The sequence below is a fragment of the Bacillus sp. VA13 genome, from assembly GCF_055710085.1.
This window is the reverse complement of record NZ_JBVQPP010000004.1, coordinates 291,954-304,754: the sequence shown is the minus strand read 5'-3', so window position 1 is coordinate 304,754 and position 12,801 is coordinate 291,954. Positions and strand designations below refer to the sequence as shown.

Here is a 12,801-nt window from a genome sequence, read left to right as displayed (position 1 = left end):
TCACGAGCTGGCAGGGCGGTCTTTATGTCCCTGCTTTTTTTGATAGATCATCGTAACGATGGCAATGATCACGAGAAAACCTATGCTTACAAAAAAACCGGGCCGGCTTGATTTTTCAAACAGTGTGCCAGACACAGCCGCAGCAATCAGAATCATTGCTAAATAAATTTGCGTTTTCCCCATTCCCTTGGGATCAGTCAGCTTTTTGCTGGAGAACAGGATAAACAGCCAAGTGTATAAAAGCATTAGCCCCGCTGCTGTCGTCATGTGCTCATAAATGTTTTTGGGCAGCACTAAAGACAGAATGATGGATAGAACAAGCCCCGCAAACGTCAGTCCTAGCGCCGGCCAGCATATTTTTTTGCCTTCCTTTAAAGTAAAGCATTTCGGCGCGTCTCCGTCATCAGCCATCGTACATAGCAATGTCGTAACCGCAAACAGGGAAGCGACGAGGGTCGAGAACCCGGCAATAATGAAAATCCCGTTAAAAATATCGAGGATGATCTTAAGGTTATATCCTTTTAACGACGTAATGAACGGGCTGTCCTGCTCAGTAAACATGTCTAATGGAACCAGCAGCAAGGCCAGTCCGATCGAAATAATATAAATAATCGCCAGCGTCGCCAGCATTAGTTTCCCTGATTTAGACGCTTCCTCTGGTTTTTTTAAGTGAACCGCCATCAGCCCCATGACCTCAATTCCGCCAAAGGCGTAAAACGCGTAGATTAAACCTGTCCAAAGCCCCATGGCGCCATATGGGAAAAACTCACTCGTCTTATTTGGAACCTGTACATCGTGCTTTCCGCCAGACAGAATACCGCATAATGCCAGGATGGCAATCACAATAAACATAAAAATAGCGGCTGTTTTGATGACTGCCAGCACGTTTTCAGTCTTCTCAAAAACAGACAGTCCGGTGAAAATAATCAGTAGCCCAAGTACCGCGTAGATTGAAGCAAACACCCATAACGGCACTTGAGGAAACCAGTGCTTCGTAAATAGCGAAATGGCTGTCAGCTGGCTTCCGGTAATCAGCATTTCTGATGACCAGTACACCCAGCCGTTGCTGAAGCCGGCCCATCTGCCAAACGCTTTTCGCGCATATGCACAAAACGAGCCTTTTTCGGGCTGTTTTGCCGATAGCTTGGCAAGCTGCTCGAATACAAAATACGTGCCGATCGCTCCGATCAGAAATGACAGCAGAACGGAAAAACCGCTCTTCACTATTGCAATGCTGGAACCGAGAAAAAATCCTGTTCCGATCGTGCATCCTATACCGATTAATGATAGCTGCCACCAGGCCAAATTTCCTTTTTGCTGGTCTTTTTTTGTTTGACTCATAATCATTTCAACCCCTTTTATCTAAGGTTAGATTGCGACCCGCCCGAAGCTTATATACATCGGATTTTTGCCTCTTTTTACATGGGGAAGGCGGAGAACGCTCATACTAATGAAAAAAGGAGCGAAGCAATGACACAGCAATATATCGTGGAGCCAAAAAAAGGGCTTGGGCTGAAGCTGAAAAAGGGGCAGATTTTAAAGGTGGTTGATGTAGAAGGACAGCAAGTTGCTGATTTTGTTGCGTACCATGCCAAGGATTTTTATGAGCATCTTGATCAGGGAGCAACGATTGATGCTAATCATTCCATTCAGGTGAAAGTCAACGATCATATCTACTCGAATCTATACAAACCGATGCTGACGCTAATTGAAGATACGGTCGGCAAGCATGATTTGCTGCTTCCCGCCTGCCGTCCTGATATGAACAGACTCTTATATGGGAAGCAAAAAGATGAGTTTCAGGATACGTGCTATGACAATATGAACCGTGCGCTTGAGCAATTTGGCGTACCGAAGCCTCACATGCATTACCCGTTTGCGATTTTTATGAATACTGTCCTTGATGAGAAAGGGAACCTGTCTGTAGAAACGCCGCTTTCGAATGCCGGGGATTATGTAAGGCTGCGGGCGGAAATGGATTTGGTTGTCGCGTTTTCTTCCTGCCCGATAGAAAAAGGTAAGTGCAATGGCGATAGCGTAACGTCTATACGGGTGGAAGTCAGCTGATCTCTCTTGTTCACTGTGAATCAAGACCTGTGCTATATTTAATAGGGATACATAATTGTCATGATTCATTTTCATCAATTTGGGGAAATGATCAAATAAGAAACAGCGAATTGTACAGGAGGAATGATTGGGATGAGCATGCAGGAAAAGATTATGCGTGAATTACATGTGAAGCCCTCAATTGATCCAAAGCAAGAAATTGAGGACCGAATCAATTTTTTAAAACAATATCTGAAAAAAACCGGCGCTAAAGGCTTTGTGTTAGGAATCAGCGGCGGACAGGATTCAACTCTCGCGGGGCGCCTGGCCCAGCTTGCGGTGGAAAGTATTCGCGAGGAGGGCGGAGACGCTCAATTTATCGCGGTCCGTCTTCCGCATGGTACACAGCAGGATGAAGACGATGCCCAGCTTGCTTTGAAGTTCATTAAGCCGGATAAATCATGGAAGTTCGACATTAAGTCCACAGTCAGCGCGTTTTCTGATCAGTATCAGCAGGAAACCGGTGATCAGCTGACTGACTTTAATAAAGGAAATGTAAAAGCGAGAACAAGAATGATCGCTCAATACGCGATCGGCGGCCAAGAAGGCCTTCTTGTCATCGGCACGGACCATGCCGCTGAGGCTGTGACTGGTTTCTTTACGAAGTATGGTGACGGCGGAGCGGACCTCCTGCCGCTGACTGGATTGACGAAGCGTCAAGGAAAAAGCCTGCTGAAAGAGCTGGGTGCATCGGAACGCTTATACTTAAAAGAACCAACTGCCGATCTGCTCGACGAAAAACCGCAGCAGGCGGATGAAACAGAGCTAGGCATTTCCTACGAGGAAATTGACGATTATCTCGAAGGAAAAGAAGTATCAGCGAAAGTGTCAGAAGCGCTGGAAAATCGCTACAGCATAACTGAGCATAAACGTCAGGTTCCGGCGTCTATGTTTGATGACTGGTGGAAATAGGATAAAGAAAGCCCGCTCTCGGAGCGGGCTTTTCAGCGTGTCGGCAAACCCTCGCATTCGTTGTCAGTCCTGCGCGTTGGTGCTCACGGGTTAAGAAAGGAATGGCGGCTAATCGCTCAGGCGTCCTGCCTAAACGCCGCCATCATCACATCCTGTGAAAGTCTGCTCCAATGCTCGTCCTTCCTAGACTTCAAGGGTTTTCAATCACGCTGAAAAAAGATGATAAAATCGTAAAACGTAAACCGTTTTAGGATTTTATCATGTGCGGGATCTTTATTTGATGCGGATATGATTCAGCTTTACCATCAATCTGTCGGTGAACCTTCGGAGGCTGCCTCTCGTGTCAGGGGCTAATGTAAGATTGGCTCTTGCGGCAATGGTTTCTGCCGCATCCTGAATTGACATGTTGTCTGTTTGGAGGTGATCCGCAAAGATTGGTGATGCCAATCCTTCAATGCAGCGGTCGATTTGTTTGGCGGCCCATGAATTTTTTCCTTCTGCTCTTGTTCGCAGCCGTTTTAACAAGGTTTCTTTTGAAGCCATTAGTGTAAAGTGGTGAACTGTCCTGCCATCATGTCTAAGCCTGCCGATGATCTCATAAAAGTATTCAGGATGTACAATCGTCATAGGCACAATGATGATGCCGCGGTATGTATCGGTCAGGGAGGCCAGCAAGCTGTAATTGAACGCCCGCCATAAGGGGTAGCTTTGAAAATCGTCCTCCACGATCTCCGGCGGTATCATGGAGCGCAGTGCAAAACCCATTTTCTCAGGATCATACACGTAAGATGGTTTCAGCCTTCTGCTCAGTTCGAAAGCTGTTTGTGTTTTTCCGGAACCAAAAGCCCCGTTTATCCATATGATCATCGACATTTCTCCCTTCTGATTTATCATACAAAAAAAGACCCTTCGATCGAAGAGCAGCGGGAAAAACAATCAAGGCAGTGAGATTGAAAGGTTTTAGTGCTTTTTTGCGTCGAAGTATTAAAATATATGCAGAAATGTTGTACAATGAATGTCATTCAGGCAAAAACGTTTGAACAACCAAGAGCAGGCTATCCCGGGTAAAGCTTGAACGGAAAAGGATGGGCAAGCCGGTATCTATATAAATATTCGTAAAATAAGCATATAATGAATATAAAAATTTCATTCCTTAGGAGGATTTCGCCGAAGATGAACGCTAAACGAGCCATCCCAGTAAGAGAAAGAAATATCGTCCTGATCGGATTCATGGGTGTAGGAAAAACGACAATCGGCCAATTGGTCGCTAAAAAATTATATAGAGATTTTATCGATATTGACCAAGAGATCGAAAAGGATTTCAACATGTCAATCCCTGAGATGTTTGAGGAAAAGGGAGAAGACTTTTTCCGGAAAACGGAGAAGGAATATATTTTAGACATCTGCCGTCATAAACGATTCAAAATCGTCTCTCTGGGCGGCGGGTCTTTTAAACAAGAGGAAATCAGAAAGTGCTGTCTGGAAAACTGTCTCGTGCTCCATCTGGACCTGTCATGGGAGAACTGGAAGCAGCGAGCGGACTTATTAATCGAGAGCCGCCCTGTGCTGCATAACCGTTCAATGGATGAAATGGAACAGCTGTTTAACGAAAGAAAAGTCATTTACGACAAACACAATTCAAAAGTCGCAACAGACAACCTTTCTCCGGAAGAGGTTGCTGATTACATTGTAGAGACATTAAAAATCGGCTGGGATCTTTATCAGCCAATGTAAAAGCCGTGCCGTGCGCACGGCTTTTTTTATCGTTTTATACCCTGTATCAAAATCGCTTTTAAACAAAAGGAGCCGGGCTGTCCGTTTTGATTCAATTTGATGTGGAACATGTCACGTGCTTCGTCTGATGCGTCATTCAGTTGGGCGGTGATTTGCTTTTCCCGGTCGGCGGGAGTTCCACCCCGTTTGATCCAGCTTTCGTATTGAATCGGCAAATTCCACTTTTGGATTTCTTGGTACTCAAGCTGATTAGTGGTGAACATCGACTGCCATTCTGATAATGAGCTTTCGCGGACATGGGAAGGATCACGGAGGCGGTTCAAATGATTAACAAACTCATCAAGAACGGGATCTTCAGGCGCGTAATGATCGACTAAGAGAAAACGACCATTCTTTTTCAGCACGCGTGCAACTTCGCTGACGGCTTTGCGGACATCTGAAAAATGGTGGGCCGCGTATCGGCAGGTGACGATATCAAATGAATCGTCGGGGAAGGGGAGTGACTCTGCCGTTCCTTGCTGAAAGCGTACGCTTCCCGCTCCTTTGTCTTGCGCAAAGGAGGAGGCAACCTCTACCATTTCTTTCGTCGCATCAACACCGATGCACTCCTGTACATATGGGGAAAATGCCAGCGCTGTATGGCCAGCACCCGCTCCAATATCCAGCACCCGCTGCTCAGCCCGGCATTCCGCCGTTTTGATCATGAACCCTAAATCTTCTCCCTCGGCAAATACCTTCTCATCCCGGTACATCTCGGCGTTTTTAGAAAACGGCGTTTCATTTCTCATGTGAAACCAGCTCCTTTTTTTGTAAGTGATGATATGGATTATGTTAGCAATTTCTGTTATGATTCGTCCAAGATATAAAAATGATAAAAACGATAGGTTCAACCTATGGAGGCTGAAATGGATATTAAAGTGATGGAATATGCAGCGGAAATCGCCCGGCGCCAAAGCTTTACAAAGGCGGCAGAGCATCTTCATATCGCTCAGCCATCTCTTAGCCAGCAGATCAAAAAGCTTGAGGCTGAGCTAGGTCTTACCCTTTTTCACAGATCCCACGGCTCTGTTACGCTGACACCCCACGGCCGGTGTTTCATTGAAAAAGCCGAGGACATCATTCGTTCAAGAGATGACTTGCTCCGGGAGATGCAGGAGCGGTCGCAAGGACTGGGGCACAAGCTTTCCATTGGGATTCCTGCTGTAACAGGAAGATATCTCTTTCCGCCTCTGCTAAAGCAGTTTTTGGCGCGTTATCCCCATGTGGAGGTTCAGCTTGTTGAAAAAGATCCGGTTTCTTTAGAGGAGATGACGGCAAAGGGAGAGGTTGACCTTTCTGTCTTATCCTTGCCGATCGAGGATGAACGGCTCTCCATTACACACTTGCTCACGGAACCGATTGTTCTCGCAGTGCCGAAGGAAAAACAAAGGTGGATGCCGCCGGAAATGGCCGCGCTGATTGAGAAAGCGCTGGAAGGTGAGAAGAGCCGCCAGCCGTGCGTGCCGCTTGAAATGGTAAGGCACATGCCGTTTATTCTGTTAAAAGAAGGTTTCGGATTTCGCAGGACAGTTCTCGATCTCTGTGCGGAAAGCGGCTTTAAGCCGAATACTGCCTTTAAAACGAGCCATATTGAAACCGCCCAATCTCTTGTGGCCAACGGCTTAGGTGTGACAATGGCGCCGAATATGGTCAGAAGGGATAAAGATCCGGGTGTGATCTATTTATCCATTCAATCCGCGCCATCACGAACCCTCGTCTTTGTGTTTTTAAAGAACCGCTATGTCAGTCTGACAGCCCAGGCCTTTATGGAACTGAGCCGGGAAAGTCTTAAACAAACGTTTGATGAAGGCTGTCTGGAAAACAAAAGTGAAAATATTTAGAAAACAAATCCGAAACGTGGTAGTATAGGAATACAAACTAAATCTTATAAAACAAAGGGGAATAATCGGAAATGCAACTATTCGATCTGCCGCTCGACCAATTGCAAACGTATAAGCCTGAAAAAACAGCACCGAACGATTTTTCTGAGTTTTGGAAATCGTCTTTGGACGAACTTGCGAAAGTCCAAGCAGCACCTGATTTACAGCCGGTTGAGTATCCTGCTGATGGAGTCAAGGTGTACCGCCTCACATATAAAAGCTTCGGAAACGCCCGTATTGCCGGATGGTACGCAGTGCCTGACAAGGAAGGCCCGCATCCGGCGATCGTCAAATATCATGGCTACAACGCTAGCTATGACGGTGAGATTCATGAAATGGTAAACTGGGCGCTCCACGGTTACGCCGCATTCGGCATGCTTGTCCGCGGCCAGCAGAGCAGCGAGGATACGACTATTTCTCCGCATGGTCATGCTTTGGGCTGGATGACGAAAGGAATCCTTGATAAAGATACATACTATTACCGGGGCGTTTATTTGGACGCTGTCCGCGCGCTTGAAGTCATAAGCAGCTTTGACGAAGTTGACGAAGCAAGAATCGGTGTGACAGGCGGAAGCCAAGGAGGCGGCTTAACCATTGCCGCAGCAGCTCTGTCAGACATTCCGAAAGCCGCGGTTGCCGATTATCCTTATTTAAGCAACTTTGAACGGGCCATTGATGTGGCGCTTGAACAGCCGTACCTTGAAATCAATTCCTTCTTTAGAAGAAATGGCAGCCCGGAAACGGAAGAGAAGGCGATGAAGACACTTTCATATTTCGATATTATGAATCTCGCTGACCGAGTGAAGGTCCCTGTTCTGATGTCGATCGGTCTGATTGACAAGGTCACGCCGCCGTCCACCGTGTTTGCCGCATACAACCACTTGGAGACAGAGAAAGAGCTCAAGGTGTACCGCTACTTCGGGCATGAGTATATCCCTGCCTTTCAAACAGAAAAACTTGCTTTCTTTAAGCAGCATCTTAAAGGCTGATAAACGTGAAAAGCCGCCGCACAACATCAGGCGGTTTTTTTCTGCAAACTGCCGGAATGAGAACAGACTGGAGACGAATAGATATGAAACAGAGGGTCATTGATGAATTAAAACGAATCGAGCAGTCATACGGAGTCAAAATCGTATATGCCGTTGAGTCAGGAAGCCGCGCATGGGGATTCCCGTCGCAGGACAGTGATTACGATGTCCGCTTTATTTATGTGCCGAAAAAGGAATGGTATTTTTCAATTGAGCAGGAGCGTGATGTCATTGAGGAACCGATTCATGATTTGCTGGATATCAGCGGCTGGGAGCTGAGAAAGACGCTGCGCCTCTTCAAAAAGTCAAACCCGCCGCTCCTTGAATGGCTGTCCTCAGACATTGTGTACTACGAAGCATTTACGACTGCAGAGCAGTTAAGAAAACTGCGGACGGAGGCATTTAAGCCTGAAGCAAGCGTGTATCACTATATCAATATGGCGAGAAGGAACGTCAAAGATTACCTTCAAGGGCAAGAGGTCAAAATCAAAAAGTATTTCTACGTGCTTCGGCCTATTTTGGCTTGCAAATGGATTGAAGAGCACGGAACGATTCCGCCAATGGATTTTACTGTTTTGATGAACGAACTTGTGACTGACCCTGAGCTGAAGGCAGAAATGGAAACCTTGCTTGAACGGAAAAGAAGAGGCGAAGAGCTTGATCTCGAAGCAAGAAACAAAGTCATTCACGAATTCATTGAAACGGAAATCGAAAGAATCATGGAAGCAGCAAAAACACTGAAAGCAGAACAAAAGGATATGACACCTGAATTGAATCGTTTGCTTTTGAATACGGTTGAAGAAGTGTGGAAGGATGGAGGAAGCTGATGTTTTTTGTCGCTTCCTTTTCTCCTTTGTTCGACAGAATTCCCCGACTTTCTAACTATCTGATTGTGGCAAACCCACAAAAATAATCAGAATCTTTGTATTTTGAGAATATTGTGAACGTCGGTTTTGTCCATTTACAATAAACTCATACAAATACTTCTTAGATTGCGGGGTGTTGAGGTTGGAAGTGATCACAAGAGATTTTTTCTTATTTTTATCCAAAAGCGGCTTTCTCAATAAAATGGCAAAGAACTGGGGAAGCAGAGTAGCAGCGGGTAAAATTATTGGCGGGAATGATTTTAACAGTTCAATCCCGACCATTCGACAGCTGAACAGCCAAGGTTTGTCAGTTACTGTCGATCATTTAGGCGAGTTTGTGAACAGCGCCGAGGTCGCACGGGAGCGTACGGAAGAGTGCATTCAAACCATTGCGACCATTGCGGATCAGCAGCTGAACTCACACGTTTCTTTAAAAATGACGTCTTTAGGTCTGGATATAGATATGGATCTGGTGTATGAAAATATGACGAAAATTCTTCAGACGGCTGAGAAGCATAAAATCATGGTCACCATTGACATGGAAGATGAAGTCAGATGCCAGAAAACGCTTGATATTTTCAAAGATTTCAGAAGGAAATACGAGTATGTAAGCACAGTGCTGCAAGCCTATCTGTACCGGACGGAAAAAGATATTGACGATTTGGATTCTTTAAACCCGTTCCTTCGCCTTGTAAAAGGAGCTTATAAAGAATCAGAAAAAGTAGCTTACCCGGAGAAAAGCGATGTCGATGAAAATTACAAAAAAATCATCCGAAAGCAGCTCTTAAACGGTCACTATACAGCGATTGCCACACATGATGACAAAATGATCGACTATACAAAGCAGCTTGCCAAGGAAAATGGCATTGCCAATGACAAGTTTGAATTTCAGATGCTGTACGGCATGCGGTCGCAAACCCAGCTCAACCTCGTAAAAGAAGGTTATAACATGAGAGTCTACCTGCCATACGGCGAAGATTGGTACGGCTACTTTATGAGACGCCTTGCAGAACGTCCGTCAAACATTGCATTTGCTTTCAAAGGAATGACAAAGAAGTAAAAAAGGAGAGATTATCATGACAACACCTTACAAACACGAACCATTCACAAATTTCCAAGATCAAAACAACGTGGAAGCGTTTAAAAAAGCGCTTGCGACGGTAAGCGAATATTTAGGAAAAGACTATCCGCTAGTCATTAACGGCGAGAGAGTGGAAACAGAAGCGAAAATCGTTTCGATCAATCCGGCTGATAAAGAAGAAGTCGTCGGCCGAGTGTCAAAAGCTTCTCAAGAGCACGCTGAGCAAGCGATTGAAGCGGCTGCGAAGGCATTCGAAGAGTGGAGATACACGTCTCCGGAAGAAAGAGCGGCTGTCCTGTTCCGCGCTGCTGCCAAAGTCCGCAGGAGAAAACATGAATTCTCCGCTTTGCTTGTAAAAGAAGCAGGAAAGCCTTGGAACGAAGCAGATGCTGATACAGCTGAAGCGATTGACTTCATGGAGTATTATGCGCGCCAAATGATCGAACTGGCAAAAGGCAAACCGGTCAACAGCCGTGAAGGCGAGAAAAACCAATATGTGTACACACCAACTGGTGTAACAGTTGTTATTCCGCCTTGGAACTTCTTGTTTGCGATCATGGCAGGAACAACAGTGGCGCCGATCGTTACTGGAAACACAGTAGTTCTAAAACCTGCGAGTGCTACACCTGTCATTGCTGCAAAATTCGTTGAGGTCCTTGAAGAGTCCGGATTGCCAAAAGGCGTAGTCAACTTTGTTCCAGGCAGCGGAGCGGAAGTCGGTGACTACCTTGTTGACCATCCAAAAACAAGCCTTATCACATTTACGGGATCAAGAGAAGTGGGTACGAGAATTTTCGAACGCGCGGCGAAGGTTCAGCCAGGCCAGCAGCACTTAAAGCGTGTTATCGCTGAAATGGGCGGTAAGGATACGGTTGTTGTCGATGAGGATGCGGACATTGAATTGGCAGCTCAATCCATCTTTACATCAGCGTTCGGCTTTGCGGGACAAAAATGTTCTGCAGGTTCACGTGCAGTAGTCCATGAAAAAGTGTATGATCAGGTATTGAAGCGTGTCATTGAAATTACGGAATCTAAAGTAACAGCAAAACCTGACAGTGCGGATGTTTATATGGGACCTGTCATTGACCAAGGTTCTTATGATAAAATTATGAGCTATATCGAGATCGGAAAACAGGAAGGGCGTTTAGTAAGCGGCGGCACTGGTGACGATTCGAAAGGATACTTCATCAAACCGACGATCTTCGCTGACCTTGATCCGAAAGCAAGACTCATGCAGGAAGAAATTTTCGGACCTGTCGTTGCATTTTCTAAAGTGTCAAACTTTGATGAAGCTTTAGAAGTCGCAAACAATACTGAATACGGTTTGACAGGCGCAGTTATCACAAACAACCGCAAGCACATTGAGCGTGCGAAACAGGAATTCCATGTCGGAAATCTGTACTTCAACCGCAACTGTACAGGCGCTATCGTCGGGTACCATCCGTTTGGCGGCTTCAAAATGTCCGGAACGGATTCAAAAGCAGGCGGACCGGATTACTTGGCACTGCACATGCAGGCTAAAACAATCAGTGAAATGTTCTAAAGCGGGACTAAATGGGCATCCTCCCTGCGGGGATGTCCATTTCATCCATATACCATAAAAAAGAGGAGGAAGTGCCATAGAAAACACACAGCTGATTATTTCGATTTGTATTTATATGGCGGGGATGCTGCTGATCGGCTACTTTGCTTACAAGCGTACGTCGAATCTGACGGATTACATGCTTGGAGGACGCTCTTTGGGTCCGGCGGTAACCGCTCTCAGTGCCGGTGCTGCCGATATGAGCGGCTGGCTGCTGATGGGGCTCCCGGGTGCCATGTTTTCAACAGGTCTGAGCGGTATTTGGATTGTGTTCGGACTTTGCCTTGGAGCATGGGCGAACTGGCTCTACGTTGCGCCCCGGCTGAGAACCTACACTGAACAAGCGGGGAATTCCATCACAATTCCCGGGTTCCTTGAGAATCGCTTCGGAGACCATTCGAAGCTGCTGAGACTGTTTTCAGGGATTGTGATTTTAGTCTTCTTCACATTTTATGTTTCGTCTGGAATGGTATCCGGCGGCGTTTTATTCAACAGTATTTTGGGGATGGAATATCATACAGGCTTGTGGGTTGTGACTGGTGTTGTTGTGGTATATACCCTGTTTGGCGGCTTTTTGGCAGTCAGCTGGACAGATTTTGTTCAGGGGATCATTATGTTTGCCGCACTCATCCTTGTTCCGATCGTTACGTTTTTCCACACGGGAGGAGCAAGTGAAACAGTTACTGAAATCCGCTCTGTTGATCCAGATATGTTTAATATTTTCAAAGGAACAAGCGTCCTTGGCATTATTTCTTTGTTTGCCTGGGGTTTGGGATACTTTGGACAGCCGCATATCATTGTGCGTTTTATGGCGATAACGTCTGTCAAAGAGATCAAAAGAGCGCGCAGAATCGGAATGGGCTGGATGATTTTGTCGGCAGTTGGCGCTGTGCTGACCGGTTTGGGCGGAATCGCTTATTACCATCAGAAGGGCATGACACTGAAGGACCCTGAGACGATTTTTATTCAATTAGGGAATATTTTGTTCCATCCGATTATCACAGGTTTTCTGATTTCAGCTATTTTGGCCGCGATTATGAGTACAATTTCTTCCCAGCTGCTTGTGACATCAAGCTCTCTGGTAGAAGATTTGTATAAGTCGATGTTCAGACGCTCAGCTTCTGATAAAGAGCTGGTGTTTTTGGGCCGTATGGCTGTGCTTGTGATTTCTGTCATCGCATTATTCCTTGCTTGGGAGAAAAATAATACAATCCTTGGATTGGTAAGCTACGCTTGGGCGGGCTTCGGTGCATCATTCGGGCCGGTCGTACTGCTCAGTCTGTTTTGGAAACGAATGACCAAATGGGGGGCACTCGCCGGCATGATTGTGGGAGCAGCAACTGTAATCATTTGGGCGAATGCCGGTCTTTCGGACTTTCTGTATGAAATCATACCTGGTTTTGCTGCGAGTCTATTATCTGTCTTTATCGTCAGTGTATTGACGCAGGCTCCGTCACAAGCTGTCGAAGACCAGTTTAAAGACTACCAAGATACAATGTCACAATAAAGATCGAAAGGAGGAGGAAGGGGCTGTCCCTTTTTCCTCTTTTCTCCTTTTAAACAGCCGTTTTTT

12 protein-coding genes are annotated in these 12,801 nt (G+C 46.0%); 9 read left to right on the top strand and 3 right to left on the bottom strand.

What is annotated here, in order from left to right:
* Nucleotides 1-1,341 carry an amino acid permease gene (locus AC0C66_RS16800; protein ID WP_061187022.1) on the bottom strand — a complete coding sequence of 447 codons (1,341 nt, stop codon included), beginning with the start codon at nt 1,339-1,341 and terminating at the stop codon, nt 1-3.
* A 129-nt stretch (nt 1,342-1,470) separates the two neighbouring features.
* Here AC0C66_RS16800 and AC0C66_RS16795 point away from each other — a divergent pair, with 129 nt between their 5' ends.
* Both AC0C66_RS16795 and nadE read left to right on the top strand, forming a co-directional pair.
* A complete protein-coding gene (locus AC0C66_RS16795) occupies nt 1,471-2,067 on the top strand; it encodes a DUF1989 domain-containing protein (RefSeq protein ID WP_461845804.1) in 597 nt (198 codons plus the stop codon).
* A gap of 132 nt (nt 2,068-2,199) precedes the next feature.
* Nucleotides 2,200-3,018 carry an ammonia-dependent NAD(+) synthetase gene (gene nadE / locus AC0C66_RS16790; RefSeq protein WP_014112583.1) on the top strand — a complete coding sequence of 273 codons (819 nt, stop codon included), beginning with the start codon at nt 2,200-2,202 and terminating at the stop codon, nt 3,016-3,018.
* A 273-nt stretch (nt 3,019-3,291) separates the two neighbouring features.
* On the opposite strand, the gene tmrB is transcribed toward nadE, so the two are convergent.
* Complete coding sequence (gene tmrB / locus AC0C66_RS16785; RefSeq protein ID WP_072182385.1) at nt 3,292-3,885, bottom strand: tunicamycin resistance ATP-binding TmrB; 594 nt, start codon at nt 3,883-3,885, stop codon at nt 3,292-3,294.
* 306 nt (nt 3,886-4,191) lie between these two features.
* Here tmrB and AC0C66_RS16780 point away from each other — a divergent pair, with 306 nt between their 5' ends.
* A complete protein-coding gene (locus AC0C66_RS16780) occupies nt 4,192-4,752 on the top strand; it encodes a shikimate kinase (protein WP_003224806.1) in 561 nt (186 codons plus the stop codon).
* Between the two features lie 26 nt (nt 4,753-4,778).
* Here the strand turns inward: AC0C66_RS16780 and AC0C66_RS16775 are convergent, their stop codons facing one another.
* Nucleotides 4,779-5,729, bottom strand: a complete 951-nt coding sequence (locus AC0C66_RS16775; RefSeq protein WP_472973648.1) for a class I SAM-dependent methyltransferase — start codon at nt 5,727-5,729, stop codon at nt 4,779-4,781.
* On the opposite strand from AC0C66_RS16775, the gene AC0C66_RS16770 reads away from it, so the two are divergent.
* The 6 genes from AC0C66_RS16770 to putP all read left to right on the top strand — a co-directional run bounded on the left by AC0C66_RS16770 (nt 5,658) and on the right by putP (nt 12,735).
* Nucleotides 5,658-6,632, top strand: a complete 975-nt coding sequence (locus tag AC0C66_RS16770; protein ID WP_461845806.1) for a LysR family transcriptional regulator — start codon at nt 5,658-5,660, stop codon at nt 6,630-6,632. The two genes, AC0C66_RS16775 and AC0C66_RS16770, sit on opposite strands and share 72 nt — an antisense overlap.
* Nucleotides 6,633-6,703: 71 nt before the next feature.
* Entirely contained in the window at nt 6,704-7,660 is a 957-nt protein-coding gene (gene cah / locus AC0C66_RS16765; protein ID WP_061187026.1) for a cephalosporin C deacetylase, read from the top strand.
* 83 nt (nt 7,661-7,743) lie between these two features.
* Nucleotides 7,744-8,526, top strand: a complete 783-nt coding sequence (locus AC0C66_RS16760; RefSeq protein ID WP_090557489.1) for a nucleotidyltransferase domain-containing protein — start codon at nt 7,744-7,746, stop codon at nt 8,524-8,526.
* Between the two features lie 187 nt (nt 8,527-8,713).
* Entirely contained in the window at nt 8,714-9,625 is a 912-nt protein-coding gene (putB, locus tag AC0C66_RS16755; protein ID WP_072566805.1) for a proline dehydrogenase PutB, read from the top strand.
* Between the two features lie 16 nt (nt 9,626-9,641).
* On the top strand, nt 9,642-11,189 hold the full coding sequence (gene pruA, locus AC0C66_RS16750; protein ID WP_003224827.1) for an L-glutamate gamma-semialdehyde dehydrogenase: 1,548 nt from the start codon (nt 9,642-9,644) through the stop codon (nt 11,187-11,189).
* 91 nt (nt 11,190-11,280) lie between these two features.
* Nucleotides 11,281-12,735 (top strand): sodium/proline symporter PutP, encoded by a 1,455-nt coding sequence (gene putP / locus AC0C66_RS16745; protein ID WP_072182389.1) that lies wholly within the window; start codon nt 11,281-11,283, stop codon nt 12,733-12,735.
* Nucleotides 12,736-12,801: the final 66 nt, after the last annotated feature.